General features: G+C 65.5%; 23 protein-coding genes. 10 read left to right on the forward strand and 13 right to left on the reverse strand.

Annotation, left to right across the window (positions count from 1 at the left end; genetic code table 11):
- Window positions 1-711 precede the first annotated feature (711 nt).
- Window positions 712-2,064 (reverse strand): Nramp family divalent metal transporter, encoded by a 1,353-nt coding sequence (locus tag GTK09_RS17190; protein WP_163464705.1) that lies wholly within the window; start codon window positions 2,062-2,064, stop codon window positions 712-714.
- A gap of 473 nt (window positions 2,065-2,537) precedes the next feature.
- Here GTK09_RS17190 and GTK09_RS17195 point away from each other — a divergent pair, with 473 nt between their 5' ends.
- Window positions 2,538-2,972, forward strand: a complete 435-nt coding sequence (locus GTK09_RS17195; protein WP_163464812.1) for a Fur family transcriptional regulator — start codon at window positions 2,538-2,540, stop codon at window positions 2,970-2,972.
- A gap of 890 nt (window positions 2,973-3,862) precedes the next feature.
- On the opposite strand, the gene GTK09_RS17200 is transcribed toward GTK09_RS17195, so the two are convergent.
- Entirely contained in the window at window positions 3,863-4,351 is a 489-nt protein-coding gene (locus GTK09_RS17200; protein ID WP_163464706.1) for a MarR family winged helix-turn-helix transcriptional regulator, read from the reverse strand.
- Between the two features lie 44 nt (window positions 4,352-4,395).
- On the opposite strand from GTK09_RS17200, the gene GTK09_RS17205 reads away from it, so the two are divergent.
- Genes GTK09_RS17205 through GTK09_RS17220 form a run of 4 tightly spaced genes read left to right on the forward strand, consistent with a single transcriptional unit; the run spans window position 4,396 to window position 8,835 of the window.
- Complete coding sequence (locus GTK09_RS17205) at window positions 4,396-5,910, forward strand: FAD-dependent oxidoreductase (protein ID WP_163464707.1); 1,515 nt, start codon at window positions 4,396-4,398, stop codon at window positions 5,908-5,910.
- Window positions 5,911-5,937: 27 nt separating this feature from the next.
- Window positions 5,938-6,549: a class I SAM-dependent methyltransferase gene (locus GTK09_RS17210; RefSeq protein WP_163464708.1), complete on the forward strand. Its 612-nt coding sequence runs from the start codon at window positions 5,938-5,940 to the stop codon at window positions 6,547-6,549.
- On the forward strand, window positions 6,546-7,514 hold the full coding sequence (locus GTK09_RS17215; protein ID WP_163464709.1) for a quinone oxidoreductase family protein: 969 nt from the start codon (window positions 6,546-6,548) through the stop codon (window positions 7,512-7,514). Before GTK09_RS17210 ends, GTK09_RS17215 begins: the two co-directional genes overlap by 4 nt.
- A 1-nt stretch (window position 7,515) precedes the next feature.
- Complete coding sequence (locus tag GTK09_RS17220; RefSeq protein ID WP_163464710.1) at window positions 7,516-8,835, forward strand: MFS transporter; 1,320 nt, start codon at window positions 7,516-7,518, stop codon at window positions 8,833-8,835.
- Between the two features lie 315 nt (window positions 8,836-9,150).
- Here the strand turns inward: GTK09_RS17220 and GTK09_RS17225 are convergent, their stop codons facing one another.
- Window positions 9,151-9,585, reverse strand: coding sequence for an OsmC family protein (locus GTK09_RS17225; protein WP_163464711.1), 435 nt, complete (start codon window positions 9,583-9,585; stop codon window positions 9,151-9,153).
- A gap of 244 nt (window positions 9,586-9,829) precedes the next feature.
- Here GTK09_RS17225 and GTK09_RS17230 point away from each other — a divergent pair, with 244 nt between their 5' ends.
- The 3 genes from GTK09_RS17230 (at window position 9,830) to GTK09_RS17240 (ending at window position 12,290) form a co-directional block, all read left to right on the forward strand.
- Entirely contained in the window at window positions 9,830-10,795 is a 966-nt protein-coding gene (locus GTK09_RS17230) for a tyrosine recombinase XerC (RefSeq protein ID WP_163464712.1), read from the forward strand.
- Between the two features lie 72 nt (window positions 10,796-10,867).
- A complete protein-coding gene (locus tag GTK09_RS17235) occupies window positions 10,868-12,013 on the forward strand; it encodes a TraB/GumN family protein (protein ID WP_163464713.1) in 1,146 nt (381 codons plus the stop codon).
- Between the two features lie 85 nt (window positions 12,014-12,098).
- Window positions 12,099-12,290, forward strand: a complete 192-nt coding sequence (locus GTK09_RS17240; protein ID WP_163464714.1) for a hypothetical protein — start codon at window positions 12,099-12,101, stop codon at window positions 12,288-12,290.
- 1,373 nt (window positions 12,291-13,663) lie between these two features.
- On the opposite strand, the gene GTK09_RS17245 is transcribed toward GTK09_RS17240, so the two are convergent.
- The 5 genes from GTK09_RS17245 to GTK09_RS17265 all read right to left on the reverse strand — a co-directional run bounded on the left by GTK09_RS17245 (window position 13,664) and on the right by GTK09_RS17265 (window position 17,448).
- Window positions 13,664-14,572 (reverse strand): class II glutamine amidotransferase, encoded by a 909-nt coding sequence (locus GTK09_RS17245; protein ID WP_163464715.1) that lies wholly within the window; start codon window positions 14,570-14,572, stop codon window positions 13,664-13,666.
- Between the two features lie 252 nt (window positions 14,573-14,824).
- Window positions 14,825-15,451 (reverse strand): dephospho-CoA kinase, encoded by a 627-nt coding sequence (gene coaE / locus GTK09_RS17250; RefSeq protein ID WP_163464716.1) that lies wholly within the window; start codon window positions 15,449-15,451, stop codon window positions 14,825-14,827.
- On the reverse strand, window positions 15,448-15,876 hold the full coding sequence (locus GTK09_RS17255) for a DUF6841 family protein (protein WP_163464717.1): 429 nt from the start codon (window positions 15,874-15,876) through the stop codon (window positions 15,448-15,450). Before GTK09_RS17255 ends, coaE begins: the two co-directional genes overlap by 4 nt.
- Before the next feature lie 2 nt (window positions 15,877-15,878).
- Complete coding sequence (locus GTK09_RS17260) at window positions 15,879-16,754, reverse strand: shikimate dehydrogenase (RefSeq protein ID WP_163464813.1); 876 nt, start codon at window positions 16,752-16,754, stop codon at window positions 15,879-15,881.
- Window positions 16,755-16,848: 94 nt separating this feature from the next.
- Complete coding sequence (locus GTK09_RS17265) at window positions 16,849-17,448, reverse strand: Maf-like protein (RefSeq protein WP_163464718.1); 600 nt, start codon at window positions 17,446-17,448, stop codon at window positions 16,849-16,851.
- A gap of 536 nt (window positions 17,449-17,984) precedes the next feature.
- Between GTK09_RS17265 and hemE the strand changes: the two genes are divergently transcribed.
- Complete coding sequence (gene hemE, locus GTK09_RS17270) at window positions 17,985-19,007, forward strand: uroporphyrinogen decarboxylase (protein ID WP_312869912.1); 1,023 nt, start codon at window positions 17,985-17,987, stop codon at window positions 19,005-19,007.
- A gap of 283 nt (window positions 19,008-19,290) precedes the next feature.
- Window positions 19,291-19,782: a protoporphyrinogen oxidase HemJ gene (gene hemJ / locus GTK09_RS17275; protein ID WP_246217973.1), complete on the forward strand. Its 492-nt coding sequence runs from the start codon at window positions 19,291-19,293 to the stop codon at window positions 19,780-19,782.
- A 76-nt stretch (window positions 19,783-19,858) separates the two neighbouring features.
- On the opposite strand, the gene GTK09_RS17280 is transcribed toward hemJ, so the two are convergent.
- The 5 genes from GTK09_RS17280 to GTK09_RS17300 all read right to left on the reverse strand — a co-directional run bounded on the left by GTK09_RS17280 (window position 19,859) and on the right by GTK09_RS17300 (window position 23,350).
- Window positions 19,859-20,860 (reverse strand): dihydrodipicolinate synthase family protein, encoded by a 1,002-nt coding sequence (locus GTK09_RS17280; protein ID WP_163464720.1) that lies wholly within the window; start codon window positions 20,858-20,860, stop codon window positions 19,859-19,861.
- Window positions 20,861-21,102: 242 nt separating this feature from the next.
- Window positions 21,103-21,582 carry a F0F1 ATP synthase subunit B gene (locus tag GTK09_RS17285; protein WP_163464721.1) on the reverse strand — a complete coding sequence of 160 codons (480 nt, stop codon included), beginning with the start codon at window positions 21,580-21,582 and terminating at the stop codon, window positions 21,103-21,105.
- Between the two features lie 12 nt (window positions 21,583-21,594).
- Window positions 21,595-22,200, reverse strand: coding sequence for a F0F1 ATP synthase subunit B (locus GTK09_RS17290; RefSeq protein WP_163464722.1), 606 nt, complete (start codon window positions 22,198-22,200; stop codon window positions 21,595-21,597).
- 75 nt (window positions 22,201-22,275) lie between these two features.
- On the reverse strand, window positions 22,276-22,503 hold the full coding sequence (locus GTK09_RS17295; protein ID WP_083592907.1) for a F0F1 ATP synthase subunit C: 228 nt from the start codon (window positions 22,501-22,503) through the stop codon (window positions 22,276-22,278).
- 88 nt (window positions 22,504-22,591) lie between these two features.
- A complete protein-coding gene (locus tag GTK09_RS17300) occupies window positions 22,592-23,350 on the reverse strand; it encodes a F0F1 ATP synthase subunit A (protein ID WP_163464723.1) in 759 nt (252 codons plus the stop codon).
- Between the last annotated feature and the right edge of the window lie 27 nt (window positions 23,351-23,377).

Here is a 23,377-nt window from a genome sequence, read left to right on the forward strand (position 1 = left end):
TAACGACTTGGTTGTCTCCAGAACTCACAAACCAATCAGATCACTCCGATCAATCCATGAGCCGCAGATCCCGCGCCGCCCACGCTTCTCTTTCTTGTCTCTACTACCAACAATGTCAAAGAGCACGATCGAGTTCGATCGTCGAGTGAAAAGGCGTTTCCGCTTCGCCACCCATTTTTTCAGTTCCGACCGAAGCCTGAAGAACCATTTTCGAGGCGTTTCGGCAACCGTTGGGACGAACCGTCTGGCTCGCCGGCGGCGCCGCTGCCGTCGATGACCGGCTTATAGGCCCTACCCGTTTTCGAAGTCAACGCGTTTTTTTCAGAAAAATTCAGACCCCCCAAAACCCCCGAAAAAGTGCGAAAACCGCCGGTTTGGCTGGGCTTACCCGTGTCATCGCCCGGTCATGATGACGAATCGATGGAGGATTTTGCGCCCTCGCGATTCGTCATGGGGCCGATTTTTGTCGCTCGCGCGGTCGATTTTGGTCGAAGCGTCCGGGCGAGTTCCCGCGATCGGGCTCGGGACGGCCTCTACAGGTGCGAATCCCCGCCCGGCCCGTCGCGGGCTGGCGCAGGCGGATAAGTTTCTTCTTCGGAAAACTATTCGCGGCCGCAGGCCGCTCGCATCATTGCTTGCGCCAGCGCGTCGGCCCGCCTGGGTGCCGTCCCCCCCCCGGCGTCCTCTTGGGATCTGCGTCGACGGGTCGGATCAGAAGCCGGCTTGGATGAAGTCGAAGACCAGCTTGGCATTGAGGACGACGATGATCACGGCGATGACGGCCGTCGTCGCCAAGAGCCAGCGGGGCGGCATGTGCTCGCCCATCTGGCGCTTCTGGCCGGAGAACAGCACCAGCGGGATCACCGCGAAGGGCAGCTGCAGCGACAGGACCACCTGGCTGAGCACCAGGAGTTCGGCAGCCCCCTTTTCGCCATAGGAAACGATCGCGATCGCGGCTGGGATGATGGCGAAGCCCCGCGTGATCAACCGCCTGGCGACGACCGGCATGCGAAGCTTCAGGAAGCCCTGCATGACGATCTGCCCGGCGAGCGTTGCCGTGACCGTGGACGACAGGCCCGAGGCCAGCAGCGCCACGGCAAAGAGGATGGGCGCCAGCGACGATCCGAGCAGCGGCTGCAGGAGCGCATGGGCGTCGGTCAGATCGTCCACCTGGCCCGATCCCGAGCCGTAGAAGGCGGCGGCGGCGAGAATCAGGATCGAGGCGTTGACCAGGAAGGCGAAGCCCAGCGCCGTCGAAGAATCGATGGTGGCGTATTTGATCGCCTGCTCCCGCCCCTTCTTGTCGAGCGCGTAGGCGCGGGTGTGGAGGATGCCGGTGTGGAGGTAGAGATTGTGGGGCATCACCGTCGCCCCGAGAATGCCGAGGGCGAGATAGAGCATCCGGTTGTCGGTGACGATCTCCGGCGAGGGGATCAGCCCGCCGAGGACTGCGGCGATCTCCGGCCGGGCGAGAATCAGCTGGCCGACGAAGCAGAAGGCGATGACCAGAATCATCGACGCGACGAAGGCCTCCAGCCGGCGAAAGCCCTTGGCCTGCAGATAGAGAATCAGGAAGACGTCGAGGGCGGTGACCACCACGCCCCAGACCAGCGGCAGGCCGAACAGGAGTTGCAGGCCGATCGCCGTGCCGATCACCTCGGCAAGGTCGGTGGCGACGATGGCGAGTTCGGCGAGCACCCACAGCACCCGCGACACCCAGCGCGGAAAATATTCGCGGCAGGCCTCGGCGAGATCCATGCCGGTGGCGATGGCGAAGCGGGCACAGAGGGCCTGCAGGAGGATCGCCATCAGCGAGGACAGGAGCACGGCCGCGAGCAGCGTGTAGCCGAACTGCGAGCCGCCGGCGATCGAGGTGGCCCAGTTGCCGGGGTCCATGTAGCCGACGGCGACGAGGAAGCCGGGGCCGAGAAAGGCGAGGAAGCGGCGCCAGGGATTTTTCCCGCCGACTGCGATCGAGCGGTAGGATTCGTCCAGCGAGGCCTGCCGGGCGCCGGAAGCGAAGCCGGATGGCGCCGCCTGATCGGACCGTTCCTCGAATGCCATGCCGTCTCCTTCGCCCGCCTCGTGCGGCCGTCGCATCCCGGGGCTGGCCGGCACGGTGCAAAGGACGCTGGCCGGCGACGATGATGCGCCATGTTGATAAGAATGCAAATCATTTGCAAGAGAGATCGTTCCGGGTTTCTCCGCCTCCCTTGCCGTCTCCCGAGCTTGAAGCCGCCGCGACCTCGGCCGGGCCTTCGGACGGTGGCCGATCCTGCCGTCAGCAAAGCCCCATCCCTTCCTTCTTCCCTAGACGCGGCCTGCCGGTGAGCCCCCGTCCTTTCCGATCGAACGCAACGAGCGGCGCGGCGTTCACGGCGGCCGCCTCTCGCCGCCGATCCGATCGCAAGACGACTGCCGATCGGGGTCTGCCGGGGGGCCGCCTTCGCGCTTCGTCGCGCCGCCCGGTTGCCATGGCGGGCCGAACCGGGCAGGACTTTCACGATGGACGCATGAACGAGACGGCACCTTCACGAATGACCGACGGACGGGAACAAGGCGGGGCTGGCGAGCTGGAGGCCGTGCTCAGGGAGGCGGGTCTCAGGATCACCCGGCAGCGGCGCACCATCCTGGCGATTCTCGCCGAGGGCGGCGATCATCCCGATGCGCTCGCCCTCTTCCGCCGCGCCTCGCGGCAGGACCCGTCGATCTCGCTGTCGACGGTCTACCGGACGATGAAGGTCTTGGAGGAAAAGGGCGCGATCCAGCGCCACACCTTCGAGGGCGGGCCGGCGCGCTTCGAACATGCCGACGGCCAGCACCACGACCATCTCATCGACCTCGACACGGGTGACGTGGTGGAGTTCCGCTCCGACCGGATCGAGAAGCTGCAGGAAGAGATCGCCCGGGAGCTCGGCTACGAGATCGTCTCCCACCGGCTGGAACTCTACGGCCGCCGCCGCCGGGACTGACGCCGCCCCGAAGCCCGAACGGCCACGCCAATGCCACCGGCGCCGCGGCGCGGCCCGGTTTCTCCCGCTGCCCCGACCGACGAGAACGGCGGGGCGCTGTCTTCGCCGGCCGCCAACCAAGCGGACAGCGGAACGCCGGAGGCAAGCCCTCCGAACTTTTGTGTTGATACGGCTCGCCTCCGGCGTTCCGCGCGGTGTCTTTGCAGGCCCTTTCGGCTCGCTCGCCCCGCCCGGCGCGACGACTTTCGCCCTCGCCCCGAGCCTCGAGTTCGCTCACCGGCTGCCGACGCTTCACCCGCCCCGCCTTTTCAGCAGGGCGACCTCAAGCGGACCAATCCGCACCCGCGCCGTATTACGCGAGGGGTCGGCGGAGCCTTGGACCCGTCCGGGACGCGAAAACCCTCCGGAAGGGTTCGCGCCGCGGACACCGCCCGCCCTCCCGAACGATCCCGGCGATCGTCCGTGTCCCTCGGGACGGCGGTGCGGGGATTGTACGGGCGGCGCGGGGGGCGGGGATATCTTTTTGGCGCTCGCTCTCTTCCCTCGCCCGCAAGCAGGCGCGGGATGAGGGAAGAGAGCGGGTGCGGCCATGACAGTGCCGGGCAAAGATATTGACGGGTCGACGCCTCACGGCGGTTCGGTAGCCCCTCATCCTGAGCTTGTCGAAGGACGAGGGGCGCTCGGTGGCTGCTGTCGGCTTTGCGCCCATGTTGGTCATAGGTGTTCTAGTGGTACGCGCCCGAAAGCGGACATAGCTTCGCGTGCCGCGATGCCTCCTGCGCGCCAGAAGCCGAGATTGCCGCTGTCGCAATACCGTCTCTTCTAGAACGGTGCAAAAAACCAGAAGAGAAAGTGTTGCTATGATCGCGAATTTTCGCGATGCGCGCTGATTAGTCGCCTGAAGCCGGTTCGTCCTTTATGGCATCGGCAAACTTACGCATGAGCCGCACCAGGTCATCGACCTCGCGGGCGTCCCAGGTCTTGAAGATCGCGCGTGCGTTCCTGTCGCGCACTGCGTCGACCTTGTCGGTCATGGCCTTGCCCTTCGGTGCGATCACCGCCTTGTGGACCCGGCGGTCGGCCTCGCTTTTCTGGCGCTCGACCAGGCCGAGGCTTTCCAATTTTCCGACCTGACGGCTGACGGTCGTATAGTCGCGCCCCACTCCGTCAGCGAGTTCCACGACGCCGATCGGTCCGCGCCGCTCGATCACGACAAGCAGCGGAAACAAGGCCCGATCAAGGGCGATGCCGGCGTCGCGGACCATGCCTTCGTCGCGCTGCGGCCTGTTCATCACACTGGCAATGTCGATCAGTGCATCGTGAAGTTCGCGGATCTGAAGGCTTATATGTGTAATTTGCACATTCTTTCTTGACGTCATACCAATCCTCCTATTATGTGCAATTTACACATATGGAGGTGAGCATGACAAGAGACGTCACAACCGAGGTGCTGATTTGCGGCGCAGGCGCAGCCGGCCTCACCCTTGCAATCGACCTCGCAAGGCGGGGAATCTCCTTCCGCCTGATCGAGAAGATGGACGATGCCTTTCGCGGTTCGCGAGGCAAGGGACTGCAACCGCGCACGCTGGAAGTCTTCGAGGATTTGGGCATCGTTGACCGGATTGTTGCTGCGGGCGGCCCCTATCCGCTGCAGCGGGAATACGCAGAAGGCGGCGCGTTTACCGAGTCTCCTATTGCTGAGGCCGTGGAGCCGCGGGCGGACGAGCCTTACCGCACGCCCTTGATGATTCCGCAGTTCCTCACCGAAGGTGTCATGCGCGATCGGCTCGCCGAGCTCGGGCATCGTGTCGAGTTCGGCTGCGAGCTGATCGCCTTTACGCAGGATGATGACGGTGTGGCGGCTTGCATTGTCGGGACCACCGGGGAAGAGGTTGTGCGCGCGCGTTATCTCGTCGGAGCCGATGGCGGCCGCAGCTTTGTCCGCCACGCGCTTGGCATCGACTTTCCGGGCAAGACGCTGGGCGTCCGCGCCGTCGTGGCCGATGTTGTCCTGACGGGGCTCGATCGCGATGCGTGGCACCGCTTCAACGAAGGCGACATGCAGCGGCAGATCGGAATATGCCCGCTCGCAGGCACCGACCTGTTCCAGATTCAAGGTCCGGTCCCGCTGGAAGGCGACATAGACCTATCGGCGGAGGGCCTTTCGGCGCTCGTATCCGAGCGCACAGGCAAAGACATCAGCGTCCAGTCGGTGTCCTGGGCGTCGGCCTTTGATATGAACGCCCGGCTCGCCGACCGCTACCGTGTCGGGCGTACGTTCCTCGCGGGGGACGCCGCTCATACCCATCCGCCGACGGGTGGCCAGGGCCTCAACACCAGCGTTCAGGACGCCTACAATCTCGGCTGGAAGCTGGCGACGGTTCTGCGGGACGGTCCCAGTTCGTTGCTCGACAGCTACGAGGAAGAACGCCGCCCGATCGCGGCGCAGATGCTCGGTCTTGCGACCAAGCTGCTCGACGCGATGAAGCGCGGTGAGATGCGGCGCGGGCGCGAAGTTCACCAGCTCGACATCGGCTATCCCGAATCTCCGCTGGTTCTGGAAAAGCCCCCGCGGGCGGGCGGGCTGCTTGCCGGCGATCGTGCGCCCGAAGCTCCAGTCATGGGAGCATCCGGCCGCCCGACGAGCCTCTTCCAGCTTTTCAAGGGGCCTCACTGGACGCTGCTCGGTTACGAGGTCGAACGGTCCGCCATTGCGCCGCGCTATGGGCTGCGCATCCACGTTTTCGGCTCGCGCGGCGATGTCGTCGATCATGGCGACCACGTGCGTGATGCCTATGCCTTGACGCCCGGCACCTGGGTGCTGGTCCGTCCCGACGGCTATGTCGGCGCGATCGTCTCGGCCGAGGAAACCGCCGCCCTGGAGGAATATCTGCGAAACGTCGGGCTGAAACGGGGCCGCATGCGGCCCGTTGCGTGACGCGCTGCGCACAAGGCGGGTGACAAGATGGAAATCTGGCAGACTACCGAACATGTGCGGTTCTTCCGCAACTGGCTTTCCGACCCGTTGAGGGTCGGAGCGATCGCACCGTCCGGCCAGTCGCTGGCGGCCCTGATGACCTCAGAAATATCCGCCGCCACCGGTCCGGTTCTTGAGCTTGGTCCAGGGACGGGCGTGTTCACACAGTCGCTCCTGGAGAGAGGCATCCCGCCCCGCAACTTGACACTCATCGAATCCGGCGAGGATTTCGCGCTTCTCTTGGAAGCCCGGTTCCCCGGGGTGCGGGTCATTCATATGGATGCTGCACGGCTTCCTCGGACCACTCTGTTTGAAGCTGCTTCCTTGGGAGCCGTCATCAGCGGCTTGCCGCTTCTGTCGATGCCTCTGCGAAGAGTCATGGCTATTCTTGCCGGCGCAACCGGCTTGCTACGGCCGGGCGGAGCCTTTTTCCAGTTCACCTACGGGCCATCCTGCCCTGTGCCACGCCCGATACTGGACCGACTTGGGCTGAAGGCAAGACTCATTGGCCGCACATTCCACAACGTGCCACCTGCAACCATTTACCGCATCAGTCGGCGGCGGCTGCTGAATCCAGCAATTAAAGGAATGGCAACATGAAAGCTGCCGTCGTCCGGCAAGCCGGGCAAGACCCCGTCTATGGCGATTTCCCGGAGGCCGTCGCCGCCCCCGGCGACAGCCGCATCACGGTCACCGCGGCCGCTATCAGCAACGTCGCCAGAAGCCGCGCGTCTGGTGCGCATTACAGTTCATCGGGCGAATTCCCCCTCGTCGCCGGCATCGACGGCGTGGGGCGACTTGATGACGGGCGACGGGTCTACTTCGCCCTGCCGCATCCGCCCTATGGCAGCATGGCCGAGCGCACGGTTGCGCCGAGCACACAGTGCCTGCCGGTCCCTGACGAACTCGACGATGTGATGGCGGCCGCGATCGCCAATCCCGGCCTGTCCTCCTGGGCGGCCTTCACCGAACGCGCCCGGCTGAAGGCGGGCGAAACCGTGCTGGTGAACGGCGCAACCGGCATGGCGGGCCAGCTGGCCGTGCAGATCGCAAAGCATCTTGGTGCAGGCAAGGTGATCGCGACCGGCCGCAACGCGGATACGTTGCGCGCACTCACCGGCGTTGGCGCTGACGTGACGATCCAGTTGACCGGCGACGGCGAAGCGCTGGAACGGAGTGTCATGGCGCAGTTCGCGGAAGGGGTTGATGTCGTCATCGACTATCTTTGGGGCGAGAGCGCCGAGCGGCTTTTGATCGCTGCTTCAAGGACCGGAGCAGAGGCGGTCCCGATACGTTTCGTTCAGGTCGGATCGGTGAGCGGGCTAGAGATCACGCTTCCAAGCGCCGTGTTGCGCGCCTCGGCGATCGAGATGATGGGGAGCGGCATCGGCAGCATTGCGCTTGATCGGCTCGTCAGTCTCACCGGCGAGGTGCTGCGCGCCGCCGCATCCAGGGGGTTCAGGATCGCGGTCGATCCGATCCCGCTGTCAGAGGTCGGGGAGGCATGGTCGAAATCCGACAGTGCCTCGCGCACCGTTCTGACCCTTGACTCCAAAGGGGCCTGATATGAGCGGGCCAACCGGAGCGAATGGAGCAGAACAGGCTCCATCTCACCAAACACGGCTGAACTGGCAGGTCATGCTGCCAGTCTTCATCATCGTGAGCCTCGACGCGGCGAGCGCCGGGGCAGTCCTGCCCATTCTGCCCTTCTATATCAGGGAGCTTGGCGCTACGCCCCTGGTCCTCGGTGTCGTTCTCGGCGCGGAAGCTCTCAGCCAGTTCGTGGCCGCTCCGATTCTCGGGCAGCTTTCCGACCGTTTCGGTCGCAAGAAAGTGCTGCTGGCAAGCCAAGCGGGGGCGTTGGTGAGCCTCACCCTGTTGGCACTTGCGAACGCCGTGGTCTTCGTGCTGCTGGCGAGGGTCTTGCTCGGACTCACCGCGGCCAACTTCTCGGCCGCCGCCGCATATGCCGCCGACAACAGTTCGCCCAAGAACCGGCGTCAGGCAATCGGCATCCTCAGCGCGGGCCTCGGCCTTGGCGGCATCGTCGGGCCGGGCATTTCGGGGTATGTCTCCGATATTTCGCTCACGGCCCCGATCTGGCTGTCACTGATCCTTTCGGCAACCAGCATCGTCGTGACCACCTTTTGGGTGAAGAGCGCGCAAGCGCCCGGCCAGCCCGAAGGCGCGGCCGAGAGTGCCGAGATTCACGAAAGGGTGTCATTCAGGTCGATCGTCGCAGCGCCTGCCATCCGCGTGCTCATCATCGTTCTTCTCTGCCACTATTTCTCTTATGGCCTGTTCACCTCGCAGCTCGCCGTTTTTCTCGGCGACACCTTCTCGTGGAACGGACATGCCTTTGGCCCCAAAGAACTCAGCTACCTTCTGGCTGCCGACGGCGTCATCAACATCGTCGTCCAGCTCTTTCTCCTCAAGCGGATTAGCGAATACTTCACCGAACGCAATCTCGTGGTCTTGGTGTTCTGCGTTCTGTCGCTCGGTTACATTGCGGCGGGCATCGCCACAAATATTCCGACACTTGCCTTTGCCGTGCTTTGCATCAGTACAGGCGTTGCGCTGGCGCGTCCGACCTTCATGGCGGCGCTCTCCGTCCAGGTTCCACAGGAACGGCAGGGCGTTGTTATGGGAACCATGCAGTCGCTTGTTGCTGTGACGGACATTGCTAGCCCGGTCGCTGCCGGCTCCATCCTCGGATTGGGTCTTTACGGAGCATGGATTGGGGCGGTGGTGGCGATTGCGCTGACCGGAGCGTTCATCGCGCGCACGCATCTGCGTCGTGAGGACGATCCCGAGGCGATTGAATGCCGAGCTGGCAGGGAAGTCTCGGAGTATGGCAATAGTTGCCAATCAACGGAGCGTAGATAGGTTGTCTCACAAATTCTAGGTTTCGCGACAAAATCGCCGGCGATGAATCTTCAGGAAAATCTCTGCTACAAAACTCAACGCCGGCACGGACTTACCTGTCTTCGGAGTTGTCTCGAAGCGGACATCAGCTGTGCATGGTTTGGATGACCGCAGGGGGGAAACCCGAATGGCGGCTTTCCACCCGCGACCCCTCAAAGCCGCCAGTCTATTTTCGGCCCATCCTCGCCAACCCTCCGCCCCCGCAAAAAACCCGCGCGGCCTTCACCGCACGGGTTCCCTTGCATCGTCCGGAGCCGCTTCAAGGCAGCGGCCGCCTCACATCAGCTTCGCGTCCAGCGTCACCGTGATCGCGCCCAGCGCCTTCGAGACCGGGCAGCCTTCCTTGGCTTTCGCCGCCAGCTCGCCGAAGGTGCCTTCGTCGATGCCGGGGACCTTGGCCTGAAGGGTGATGGCGCTCGACTTGATGGCGAAGCCGCCGCCTTCCTGCTCGACGCTGACCACCGCCTTGGCGTTCAGCTCTTCGGCCGGCGTGCCGTTTTCGGCAAGAAAGTGCGACAGCTGCATGGCAAAGCAGCCGGCATGGGCGGCGGCGAGCAGCTCTTCCGGGTTGGTGCCCGACTTGCCGCTTTCGTCCTCGAAGCGCGCCTTGAAGGAATAGCCGTGATTGTCGAGAGCGCCGGACTGGGTGGTGATGGCGCCGGTTCCGTCGGAAAGGGCACCCTTCCAGATGGCGGTGGCATGACGTTTCATGAGAGTGTCTCCGTGGTGTCTGTGGGAATTTCGAAACTGCCGCCCGCGCCGCGAGGGCGCCGGGTGGCGATGACGAAGGGAATAGTGCAGGCGTGAACGAAATCGAGGCGTCCGTTCGCCGCCCGTCCTCAGAAAGACTCTCTCAACGGGCAGATGGTTTCATGCGCCGAGCCCTCAGGGCACGAAAAAGACGGTGCGGGGCCAAGCCCTTGAGGCGGCGGCGCGGCGGCAGGAGCCTTCGGGAATGAGCGACACCATCCTGGTTCATGCGACGGGGGAGCTTCTGGCCGAGAAGGCCGCCTGGCTCGCCGCCCTTGCCGACGAGCGCAACGCCAGCGCCCATACGATCGCCGCCTATGAGCGGGATCTCAGGCAATTCCTCGTCTTCCTCACCGGATACAACGCCCGGCCGGCGGCGCTGGCCGACCTCGCCGATCTGAGGACCGCCGAGCTGCGCGCCTTCCTCGCCTCGCGGCGGGGGGACGGCGCCGGGGCCCGCTCGCTCGGCCGCAATCTCTCGGGCGTCCGGGCGTTTCTCAAGCATCTGGAGCGCAAGGGCCTCGTCTCGGCCGCCGGCGCGCGGGCGATGCGGGCGCCCAAGGCGCAGAAGTCGCTGCCCCGGCCGCTGTCGGTGGACGACGCGCTGGAGGTCACCGAGGATGCGGGGAGCTTTGCGGTCGAGCCGTGGATCTCGGCGCGCGACGTCGCGGTGCTGACGCTGCTCTATGGCTGCGGCTTGCGCATTTCCGAGGCGCTCGGCCTTCCCGGCGACGCGCTCGCCGATCCGAACGAGCGGGCGATGGCGATCTCCGGCAAGGGCGGCAAGACGCGGCTCGTGCCGCTGCTTCCGGCGGTGCTTGCGGCGGTGGCGGAATATCGCCGGCTCTGCCCCTTCGCACTGCCCGCCGAAGAACCGCTGTTTCGCGGCGCAAGGGGCGGTCCGCTTCGGGCGCAGATCGTCCAGCGCAACATGGCGCGCCTGCGCGGCGCGCTCGGGCTGCCGGCGTCGGCGACGCCGCATGCGCTGCGCCACTCCTTCGCCACCCATCTGCTGGCCGCCGGCGGCGACCTCAGGACCATCCAGGACCTGCTCGGCCATGCCAGCCTCTCGACCACCCAGACCTATACGGCGGTCGACTCCGGCCGGCTGATGTCCATCTATCGCTCGGCCCATCCGCGCGCCCGCAGGAAGAGCGCGGCGGAGGGGTGAGCGCCGTCGCGTCCGACATGTCGCCGGATTGCGGTGCGCCGGGGTGACGGACCGAAAGAACGGGAGCAGGCGGTGATCGGACGAGCGAAGACCACGGTGGCCCGGCGGCGAGGCGCCCTGCCGGCGATGCTGATTGCCCTTGCGGGCCTGTTCTGGCCGGTGGAAAGCCTCGCCGCCTCCCCCGCCTGCGAGGGCGAAAACCTCGTGCCGGGGCTCGTCGCCGCCGGCAAGTACGAGGCCGTCGAGGCGAAGGCCGCCAAGGTGGAGAACGGCGAAGGGCGGTTCTTCCGGGTCGCGGCGGAGGGCGTCGCGCCGTCCTATCTCTTCGGCACCATGCATCTCGGCGATCCGCGGCTCCTCGCTCTGCCGGCGCCCGTCGAGACCGCCTTCGAGGAAAGCGACCGCCTGATCATCGAGACGACCGACATCCTCGATCAGATGAAGATGGCCGGCGCGCTGTTTGCCGATCCTGGCCTGACGACGCTGGCCGACGGCAAGACGCTTGAAGACTATCTCACCCCCGACCAGCGGCAGAAGCTCGAAACGATGCTTTCGGCCAAGGGTGTCCCCTTCCAGGCGATCGAGCGGCTGCAGCCATGGTTCCTGTCGAGCGGCTTCATGCTGCCGGACTGCCTGAAGCCGGCTCCCGGCGGCGTCCCGCTCGTCCTCGACACCGATCTCGCGGCGGCGGCGAGGCGGTCGGGCAAGCCGGTCGAGGGGCTGGAGACCGCCGCCGAACAGCTGCAGAGCCTCGCGGCGATCCCGATGAAGGAGCAGATGGACGGGCTGGTCGCGCTGCTCGCCGCCGAGGATCGGCTGGACGACGTCTTCGAGACGATGATCGCGCTCTATCTCGGCGAGCACGTCGCGACGATCCTGCCGGCGATCGAGGCGGCGGTGCCGGAAGGCGGCATGCTGGTCGGCTCCGGCGAAGGCTATGGCAGCTTCGAGGAGAAGGTCATCACCGAGCGCAATCTGCGCATGGCCGACCGGCTGCAGCCCTTCCTGGAGACGGGCGGCAGTTTCGTCGCCGTCGGGGCGCTGCATCTTCCCGGCGAGGAGGGTCTCGTCGCGCTGCTCCGCGAGCGTGGCTTTACGGTGACGCGGGTGAAGGCGCCGGTGGATGCGGATGGCGAAGCCCTGGGAGGAAGCATCGCAACGCCATCCGTGGGCGAAGACGGCGCCGGCGCGGATCACCCCGCCCACACCAACAAGTGATTCCCGCCCGCCCCACAGCGCTTGCGCGAGATCGGCCGTCCGCTACCATCGATCATGTGGAAACCGCAGACGGAGATCGTATCCCATGAAGACGTTTCTCGCAGTGACGACCGCCACCGGCCTCGTGCTCGCCGCAGCATCCGGCGCCATGGCCTGCAGCTTCAAGAAGGACGTCACGGCCGAAGCGCCGATGACGCCGATCGTCACCGCCGACGAAAAGGCGAGCGACGGCGCCACCACGCCGCGGCTGCCGGCGGGCGACCAGAAGAAGGGCTGACCCCGGCCCATTCGAGATAGCGGCGGCCGGAGCTTCGCCTCTCCCGGCCGACAGGATTCATATTGACCGGCAGAGCTTTGCCGGCAAGCCGGTGCCGGCAGGCACCGGCTTGGTAGGCGGTGTCATCCATGTGGACGGCGAATGGCGAACCTCGATGCCCTGAGCTGGCACCTTCGTGCCGGAACGTTTGACACATATCGTAGAGGTTTATCAGCGAGTTGATGCCGGGGAGCAGCTGCGTCGACGAGTACCGGCGTATCTTGAAGCTTCGGCATTCTGGAGACCCTGCCGACGAGATTAACATGTCTCAGAGGGGCTTCATTGGTGAGCCTGTGCCAAGCGCTGCCACCGTTTGAGGGTGTCGCGAGACCTCGCGGCCTCGTCATTCTCAGGCCCCGTCCCGAGAATCCAGGGGCATCCGCCGCAACATCACCGCTTCGGCTTTCTGCGGCTGAAGCGAAAGGTGCCCGACGATCTCTGGATTCTCGGGACGGGGCCCGAGAATGACGAAGCGTCGGGGGTGGCGCCTTGCTTTTCTCTGCCTCCGGCCACTCCGATCTCAATCCTAACACGCTGTCTTATACCGACGGCCCGGGAAATTGACTCGCGGGCCGTCGGTATCAAGACCGCGCGGCACTTGAGCGTAGACCCCTTGGCGCCGGTCAAAGACCGGGGCCGACGGTATTAGATCATGATCCCGAAAAGTGGGAACCGGCTTTCAGAAAAGATCATTCGCAAACAGGGAGATAGAGCGAGATGATGAGCGGAGCTCATCTCATCACGCTCTAAGAAGAGCATTTGATAAGTGGATGCTTCGCAGGCGGAGGCCATTCTGCAAGGATTTTGTCGCTGAGCTGGCGGTAGATCCTCTCGACGAGCCCAAGGATGACGCAGTTTCAACGGCTTTGCCTAATCATCGTCTCCCCGCCCGTGCACGCGGCCTGGCCACGACCGTAGCTCGATCCAATCTGCGAATGTTGGAGGGAGGGGACACGAGAATGAGGAGCCGTCACGGCCGGCGCCTCCAGTTTCTGCTCCGCGGTGTCCCGGTGCTCTCTCGCAAGCCGCTGTCTTGGAAGCGTTTTCGAGATGTGTGAATGGGGTAGTCTCCGAGCCGCGGGCCGTTGGCATTTCGTTGGGGAGCAACGATGTGTCGGCAGCGAACCCCAACACTATCCCATTGATTTGGAATGGCTCCCGGGTCAGGCCCGGGATGACGAAGCGGTGATGCATCCAGCCATTCGGCAACGCCTCTGCAGCGCCAACCGCTGGGCAGGAACGAGGTGTGTGAATGCGGGTCAACACCCGACCGATGACGTCGAAACGCCACGAGTGCCTGTGTGCGAGTGCAACGTCCTCGCACGGGACGACCGTCACGCGGACGCAGCCACCGAAACGATGCCTGCGCCGCGACGAGCAGTGACCGCCGGCTCGAAGGGCCGCAGCGTCATCCGGCCGTCCGGCCAGGCCGTCAGGACCGAGGACGGCGGCACGAGATTCCAGCCGTCGTCGACCTCGTCGAAGGGTTCGGAGGCGATCACCGTGCCCGGGGCAGCCGCATTGCCGTGGCGGCGCCAATAGAGCGACGGCGGCCGGCCGTCGTCGGCCCAGCGATAGGCGGTGAGGCAGGCGCCGTCGGCATGGACGGCGGCAAAGCGGATCGCTCCCGTCTCGTCGGTGCCGCAGGGGTTTTGCTCCATTTCCCGTCGCTCGCCGGCTTGCGTCTCGCGCGGGGTCGGCATTTCGCCAACGGCGGCGTCGCGAATGGCGGCGATGTCCGCGAGGGTCGCGGCGATGGCGCCGGCCGCATCCTCGCCGGACCGATTGCGACGCGACGCCAGGAAGATCGCTTCCGAATCCGTCGAGCCCTGCCTGAGATGATAGAGGTCGTCGGCGATCAGCGCCTCGACGGCGCGGCGCATCCGCCCGTAGTGGCCGATCTGGCCGTTATGGGTGAAGATCGCCCGGCCGTCGGTGAAGGGATGGCAGTTCGCCGTCGACACCTCGCCGCTGGTCGCCGCGCGGACATGGGCCATGAACAAAGGCGAGCGGATCTGCCGGCACAGGGAGACGAGATTGGCGTCCGACCAGGCCGGCACGATCGAGCGATAGAGACCGGGTTCGGCCCGCTCGCCATACCAGCCGATGCCGCTGCCGTCGCCATTCACCGCCGTGCGCGCCCGGCGGGCCGCCATCGACTGGGCGATCAGCGAGGCGCGGGGCTCGACGAGCAGCGCATCGAGGAAGATCGGCGGACCGGCATAGGCGAGAAGACGGCACATGGCGGTGGCAAAACCATTCGGATAATCAGGACGCTGAGTGGAAGGCCGAGGCTTTTTTCAGATTGTCGGCCGCGATCATGTCTCGAAGCTGACCTGTCTCACCGCGCACCGCCTTTGAAGGTATGGGCGGCGCGCTGGACGAGTCGGTTCACCGAGCAAGGACGCCGAGGCGTCCGCCCGTCGGACACGCTCGTGATTTTCGGCGCCAAGCCGAAGGCGCGGCGAAATCGCGGCATGGAACCAGGCTCGCTTTCAGTGGCTCCTGGTATCGCTGCCCGTCTCGGATCGCCCGTCACCACCGGACAGGATTTCAGCGAGGATCGCCTTCACCTGGCGCTGCGCATCCTCGATCCCCCGCGAGGTGTCGACGACGAAGTCGGCCCGGGCCCGCTTCTCGGCGTCCGGCGTCTGCTTGGCGAGGATCGACTGGAACTTTGCTTCGCTCATGCCCGGCCGCGCGAGAACGCGCGACTGCTGCACCGCGAACGGCGCGGAGACGACGACGATGCGGTCGCAGCGGGTCTCGCCGCCGGTCTCGAAAAGCAACGGAATGTCGAGGATCGCGGCCGGTGCGCCCCTGGCCTCGGCGTCTTTCAAAAACCGCCGCTCCGCCTCGCGGACCAGCGGATGGACGATCGCTTCCAGCCGCTTCAGTGCCGCCGGGTCGCCGAGAACCCGTTCGGCCAAAAGCGCGCGATCAACGACCCCCTCCCGAACGCTGCCGGGAAATTCCGCCTCGATCGCCGGTGCGGCCGCGCCGCGATAGAGGTCATGCACCGCCGCATCGGCCGAATGGATCGGCAGGCCGGCCTCGGCGAAGAATTCGGCGGTGGTCGACTTTCCCATGCCGATCGAGCCGGTCAGGCCGATGACGATCACTGCAGCGAGACCTCTTCCTCGTTGATCACCAGCGCGATCAGCCAGTGGCCGGACAGATCGTTGCGCCTGAGGGCGTAGCGACAGCGAAACTCCATGGCGACCTCACCGTCCGAGCGCTCCTGCCGCCATGTCAGCGTGACGAAGGCGGCGTTGCCCGACGAGTGGGCCTCGATGACCGAGAAGTCGGAACGAACGATGTCCTCGCTCTCGAACATCTCGAACAGGGCTTCGACGTTTTCGGCAAGCTCGTCGGCATCGGCAAAGACCGTGCCCTTGCCGAGCTGCCAGATCGTCACCGGATAGGCGAAGCAGTCGAGCACCTTGCGCAGCTCGAAATCGTCGAAGCCTTCGGCATAGCCGCGAAAGAGGCTCTCCACCGCCAGTTTGAAACCCAGCGACTTGCCGGGTAGCGTCTCGCCGGCCATCGTCACATCCCGCTGTCGATATCGGCGACGAGCCGTTCGCGGAGCGCCGTCGAAACGATCGGCCGTTCGCCGAACCAGCGTTCGAAGCCGGGCACCGCCTGATGAAGGAGCATGCCGAGCCCGTCGGCAAAGCGCAGTCCCCGCGCCTCGGCCGCCTTCAGCGTCGGCGTCATCAGCGGCGTATAGACGATGTCGGTCACCATCGCCCGGTCCGGCAAGGCCGACAGATCCGGCAGCTTCTCCGGGAACCAGGCGGGCGTCTCGTCGTCGGGGTCCTTTTCCGGGATCGGCACGGTGTTGACCAGAAGATCGGCCCGCGCCAGCATCTTCCCGCGCGCCTCTTCCCCATGGCCGACGACGCGGCCGGGAAACAGGCGGTCGAACCGCTCGGCGAGATCCTCGGCCTTCGAGGTGGTGCGGTTGACAATCTCGACGCACTTTACCCCGCGCGAAAGAAGCGCATGGACGACCGCCCGCGCCGCGCCGCCGGCGCCGAGCACCACCGCCGTTTCTGCCTCCGCCCAGCCGGCGAGCCGCTCGTCGAGATTGGCGGCAAATCCATGGGCGTCGGTGTTGCCGCCGACGAGACGGCCGTCTTCGAACCACAGCGTGTTGACCGCGCCGATCGCCTCGGCCTCGCCGTCCCGCCGGCCGACGGCGCGAAAGGCCGCGACCTTGTGCGGGATCGTCACGTTGCCGCCGACGAAACCCTTCTGCCCGAGGGTTTCGAAAAACTCGCCGATCTCCTCCGGCGGCACCCCCATGCGGACATAGGAACCGGCAAGGCCGAGTTCCTTCAGCCAGGTCCCGTGGATCAAGGGCGAGCGGGAATGCCAGACCGGCCAGCCGGTGATGAAGGCTTTAGGCCCGTCGACCATCGCCGGACGGTGGTTCGGATCGAAGATCGAGCCCTCGCCGCGCGGCCGCGTCGCGCCGCTGACATAGGGCTCGGGCGTCCATTCGCCGTTTTCCTCAGCCATCGATTTCCCCCCTCGTTCTCAATTCCTGCAACAGCGGCAGGATCGGCAGGCCGATGATGGTGAAGTAGTCGCCATCGATCGCCTCCATCAGCTGCACGCCCTCGCGCTCGATCTGATAGGCGCCGACGCTGGTCAAGGCCCGTCCCCCCACCCCGGCGAGATAGCGCCCGATGAAGCCTGGATCGAGTTCGCGCATGGTGATCCGCGCGACGGCGACGTGGCGCCAGACGACGATGCCGTTCTCGACCAGGACGACGGCGCTGTTCAGGGTGTGCGTGCGCCCCGACAGCGACAGGAGCGTGCGCCGCGCCTCCTCCATGTTGGCCGGCTTGTGGAACACGCGGTCGCCCAGCGCCAGGGTCTGATCGGCGCCGATGACGATTTCGTCCGGATGGTTTTCCGAAACGTTCGTCGCCTTCGCCTCGGCCAGCACCGAGGCGACGTCTTCGGGCGTCGCGCCGCTGCCGAGAAGCGGCGCCTCGAGCGAGCGCTCGTCGAGCTCGGCCGGGCGGACGGTGAAGTCGACGCCGGCATTTTTCAGAAGTTCGCGGCGGTGGACGCTGCCGGAGGCGAGGACGATGCCTTTGGCCATGAATGGGAACCTTTTTAGTAAAATCTTCATCGATCCGGTGTTTGATAGCGTCATGCCCGCTCCGACCCAAGTGGGGCAGGATTCGATTCGCCCGGCCAAGGCAAGCGGCCAAGGGCGATTCACCCGGGATTCTTGCCACCCTGTGGGCAAGGCCGGGGTAACCAGGCATGGCCTGCGCCGCCGCAGCCGGGCCTGTTCATGGAACTGTCATTTATCCACATTTTGCGGCGCCGGCCCCCATGTGGACGGCTCTCCGCGAATCTGTGGCGAAGTGCCGTCAAGTCGGTGACGGAAACGAGTCGATCATCCCTCGTGAGCGCACACCGTGCGCCAGCGGCAAGTCGTTTGAGAGACTGGCGAATTGCCGTTCGTCCCCGATTCTCTCCGCCTGCCATCGATCGCCCTGGCGGGGCCGTTCGGCCGAACCCTCCAATTCGGCAGGAAATTGGCGTGGGATGTGAATCCCGGCTATCCACCGACTCATAGAATCATAAATCTCATTTCAAAGAGATTCTTGAAGATTTGGGAGAAAGCCGGTGACGGAACAGCGCAAGCTCATGAGGGTGCTCCAGGGAGAGACCGTGTTTCCTCCCCCGGTATGGCTGATGCGCCAGGCGGGCCGGTATCTTCCCGAATATCGCGAGACACGGTCGAAGGCCGGCGGCTTCCTCGAACTGTGCTACGATCCGGACTTCGCGACCGAAGTCACCTTGCAGCCGATCCGCCGGTTCGGCTTCGACGCGGCGATCCTGTTTTCGGACATCCTGGTCATTCCCGACGCCCTCGATCGCGGGCTTCACTTCGTCGCCGGCGAGGGGCCGAAGCTGACGCCGCTGCGCGAGGACGAGGTGGCAGGCCTCGATCCGACCCGGGCCGAGACCCATCTCGCGCCTGTGATCGCAACGGTGGCGAGACTGCGCGAGGAGCTTCCCGACGAGACGACGCTGATCGGCTTTTGCGGCGCGCCCTTCACGGTCGCGACCTACATGATCGCCGGCCACGGCACGCCCGACCAGGCGCCGGCGCGGCTGTTCGGCTATCGCCACCCCGAAGCGATGGAAAGGCTGCTGTATCTCCTCGCCGAGATGAGCGCCGACTACCTGATTCGCCAGCTCACCGCCGGGGCCGACTGCGTCCAGATCTTCGATTCCTGGGCCGGCGTTCTCGACGAGGCCTGTTTCGAGTCCTATGCGATCGGCCCGGTCCGCCGCATGGTCGAGAAGATCCGCGCCGCCAAACCCGACGCCAAGATCATCGGCTTCGCCAAGGGCGCCGGGGCATTTCTCGAAACCTACCGGCAAAAGACCGGCGTCGATGCCGTCGGCCTCGACTGGCAGGTGCCGATGGATTTCGCCCGCAAACTCCAGACGGAGGGCGCGGTCCAGGGCAATCTCGATCCGCTGCGGCTGATCGCCGGCGGCAGGGCGCTGGACGAGGGCGTCGACCGGATCCTTCAAAATCTGGGGCAAGGCCCGCTGATCTTCAATCTCGGCCACGGCATTACGCCCGATGCGCCGCTCGAGCATGTCGAGGCGCTGCTGAAGCGGATCCGGGGATGATCGGGCGGCCGGCTCTTCCCGGTCACCGGTGGCGGGGCTGAACGGGCGGAGGCTCGGGAGGATGAAGCCGGCCTCGGGCCTCCCACCAACAGCTTTCCCACAGGCCCGACTGTATGAGCGGGGTTTTGCGGCCGATGCGGCTGCGGCGAATTGACTCGACGGTAGCGTCCGAGTCACCAACGGAGCCGGCGGCGACCGGGGACGACTCGGCCGGCGCCGGACCACCGGCCACCCGGACCACCGACCATCCAAGGGACCACCCGCAGCTCCGATGAAGAACGCGATGATCGCCCTTGCCGTGACCTGCCTCATCGCGGCGCTGATGTTCCTCGTTTTGCCCGATTCGGCCTATCTGTGGGTGAAGTCGGTGCATGTCTTCGCCGTCATCGCCTGGATGGCGGGCATGCTCTATCTGCCGCGTTTGTTCGTCTATCACGCGGGCGCCGAGGTCGGTTCGGTCCAGTCGGAAACCTTCAAGGTGATGGAACGGCGGCTGCTCAAGGGGATCATCAATCCCTCGATGATCGGCACCTGGGTGGCTGGCGTCTGGCTGGCGGTCTCCGGCGGATGGCTGACCAGCGGCGACGTCTGGCTGCACGTGAAGATCCTGCTCGTCCTGATCATGTCGGGCATCCACGGCACGCTCACCGGCGCGACGCGGCGCTTTGCCGAAGACCGCAACGAAAAGTCGGCGCGCTACTGGCGGGTGCTCAACGAGGTCCCCGCCGTCCTCCTCGTCGGCATCATCATATTGGTGGTGGTGAAGCCGTTCTGACGCCGCCGTCGATGTGCTGATCGACCCTCTCCGGCAAGCCGAGACAGGGCGATCTGGTGGTCGATGGCGATTGCCCTCAGCCGAGATATCCCGCCTCATCGACCGGCAGAAACTCCCCGGCGATCTCCGCTGCCGCCTCGACGAGGCTCATCGACAGCTTGTTGCCGTCGACCTTCAGCGGCAGCGGCGCCTCGCGCCAGCGCGCTCCGTGGGCGGCGATGTGGTCCATCGCCCGGTTGGCGTTGGAAAAGGCGTTGGCGCCGCCCTCGCTCTGGGCCTTGGTGAAAATGGCGGTCACGGCATCCGACAGCCTCGCCGACAAGGCGGCAGCTTCCTCGCGACGCCCATCCGCCTTGAGGGCGAGCAGCTGGCGCAACGGCTCGCCGAGGACGTTGCCGGTCGACAAGAGCCAGCCGTCATAGGGCCCTTCCGGCTTCAACGCTTCGAGATAACCACCTTCGGCACCGCGCACGAGCGCGACCTGACCGAAATCGAGCCCGCTTTCGGCAACCTCGTCCTCGCCGGACGAATCCTTGAACAACGGCACCCGCGGCGATGCTGCGAGTTGGCGGAAGGTTTCCGGGGCGATCCGGCAGCCGGTTACCTGCGGCAGCTGATAGGCGGCGATCGGCAGTCGGCTCGCCTCGAAGACCGCCTGGTAATGGGCGAGGATCGCGTCCTGGCTGGCCTGCGCGTCGACGGGCGGGCAGACGACGGCGGCAGTCACGCGCGCCGCCAGGGCGGCATCCGCGTCGAGCCTCCTTTCGAGGTGCTGCAAGCGGGCGATCACCTCGCCGGTGGAAGGTCGCAGGGCGCCGAAGATCAGCGAGGCGTCGAGTTCGCCGACGTCGGGCGAAGCCGCGAGGTCGATGAGCGCGTCGAAGGCCGCGTCGCTCGTCTCCCAGCCGTCGCCGGTCGAGCCGGCGAGCATGATCTGCCGCACGTTCGGCCGGAGGGCGCGGATGTGGGCGAGTGTGCGGGCCGGATCGACCGTGCCCGGCGCGCCGGCGGCGTAGTGGGTGAGAACCGGCACGAAGAGGGCGTCGGCGAGACGGCTGGCGTTGGGCTCCGGATTCATCACGGCAGGCTCCTTCCGGCGTGTTGCATCGCCGGTTGGAAACTGGGCCGGCGACGCCGATAATCCACCATCGAAGCCGATCAAGGCAGACCTGGCGCAGAAGGCGGCAAGCTGAGAGATCGCCCGCTGCCCGCCCGTCGGCTTGGGTTTCGAGGCGCTCGGGCGGCCGGGAAAACCGAGGGCACAAAAAAGCCGGACCCGAAGGCCCGGCTCGTCTCGGATGTTTCGCCGGAAGGCGAGGATCAGTTCAGCCGCTTGCGGACTTCGGCGATCGAATTGTCGATGAAGAGGCCGCTGGAGCTGCCGGAATTGCGATCCGCGATGACCTTGGCCGAGGCGGCCACGGCGATATCGACGGCTGCGGCGCGGACTTCGGCGATGGCGTCGTTCTCGGCCTGGGCGATCTTCGCCTCGGCCATGGCGGTGCGCCGCTCGACATATTCCTCGTTGCGCTGGCGGGTTTCCTTGAGCATCGCTTCCGCCTCGCGCTTGGCGGCGGCGACGATGTCCTTGGCTTCCTCTTCGGCCTCGCGGCGGCGGCGCTGATACTCGGCCAGCTGCTGCTTGGCCTCTTCCTTCAGCTCCCGCGCCTCCTCGATCTCCTTGCGGATCCGGACGGCGCGATCGTCGAGCGACTTGCCGATCCGGCCGGGCGCCTTGAGATAGACGATCAGCACGAAGAACAGGATGAGGCCGACGAATGTCCAGAACGTGTTGTCCATTTTCGTCCTCCCTTACCGGTCCGCCTGGCTGACGGCGCTGGCGATTTCGTCCTGGCTGGCCTCGATCGAGGCGACCTCGCGCAGGATGGTGTCGGTCACGTCGCGGGCGATCTGGTCGACCTCTGCGAGCGCGCCCCGTTTGACCTCGGCGATCCGCGCCTGGGCTGCGTCGAGCTTGTCGTTCAACTCGGCGTCGAGACGCTTGCGCTCCTTCTCGGCATCGGCCTTGGCCGATTCCCTGGCGTCGGTGGCAATCGCATGGGCGCGATTGCGGGCCGCGGTGAGCTCCTGCTCGTAGGCTGCCTGGGCCTCGTCCGCATCGGAGCGCATGCGCTCGGCCGCTTCGAGATCGAGCGCGATCCTGTCGCGCCGGTTTTCCAGGATGCCGCCGATACGCGGCATGATCACGGTCTTCAGCAGCCAGTAGAAGACGCCGAAGGTGATCGCGAGCCAGAGGATCTGCGAAGGGTAGAATTCGGGATCGAACGGCGGAAAGCCCGCCCCGTGTTCACTGGCGGGGATGGAGCCCTCGTGATGGGTCTCCTGCACACCATGAACCTCCGACGGCAGTTGCTCCGTCGTTCCCCCGTCCTGGGCATAGGCTTGCGTGACGAACATCGCGGGTCTCCGTCAAGGAAGACCGGCGGCTTCGTGGGCCGCCGGTCGGAACGTTCGATTCGCTTGCGTCCTGCCTCAGACGGCGAAGAGCAGAAGCAGCGCGATGAGCAGCGAGAAGATGCCGAGCGCTTCCGTGACGGCGAAGCCGAAGATCAAGCGGCCGAACTGGCCGTCGGCTGCCGACGGGTTGCGCAGGGCGCCCGCGAGATACTGGGCGAACATGTAGCCGAGGCCGAGGGCGGTGAAGCCCATGCCGAAACATGCAAGGCCGGCGCCGATGAACTTTGCTGCATCCGCTTCCATTGTCGAAACTCCTCTTGAACTTTCTCGATTGCGGCTGGGTTTGCGGCGCTAGGCCGCGCGGTGGGCGAACCCGCCCGTCCACGGAAGATCAGTGATGTGGATGGACGGCGTCGTTCAGATACATGCAGGTCAGGACGGCAAAGACATAGGCCTGTAGCGCCGCGACCAGAAATTCGAGTGCCGTAAGGGCGATGGTCATCAACAGCGGCAGGATCGAGCCGATGATGCCGAGCGTGCCGAGCGCGCTCATCGACACCACGAAGCCGGCGAAAACCTTCAGCGTGATGTGGCCCGCGAGCATGTTGGCGAAGAGACGAACCGAGAGCGAGACCGGCCGGGACAGGAAGGAAACGATCTCGATGGTGACGACGAGGGGCAGGATGTAGCCCGGCACGCCGGACGGCACGAAGACCATCAGCCATTTCAGCCCGTGCTTGTAGAAGCCGTAGCCGACGACGACGCCGATCACCAGGAGGGCGAGGGCGAAGGTCACGATCAGATGGCTGGTGACGGTGAAGAAGAACGGCACCATGCCGAACAGGTTTGCGACCAGCACGAACATGAAGATCGAGAAGACGAAGGGAAAGAACTTCATCCCCGCCGTGCCGGCGGCGTCGCGCAGCATGTTGGCGGTGAACTCGTAAGACAGTTCGGTGATCGACTGCCCGCGCGAGGGGACGAGCCCACGGCCGCGCGTCGTATAATAGAGGAACGCGGTGGTGACCGCGACGGTCAGCACCATGAACAGTGCCGAGTTGGTGAAGGAGAAATCCCAGTCGCCGATCTGAATCGGCACGATACGGTTGATCTGGAACTGATGAATCGGATCTGTCGGGTCGTGTTCCAAACGGCCTGGTCCTTCGTCGAATGCGGC

Origin of the sequence: Jiella pacifica (assembly GCF_010500815.1) — a bacterium.
In the GTDB taxonomy this organism is placed as follows: Bacteria; Pseudomonadota; Alphaproteobacteria; order Rhizobiales; family Rhizobiaceae; genus Jiella; species Jiella pacifica.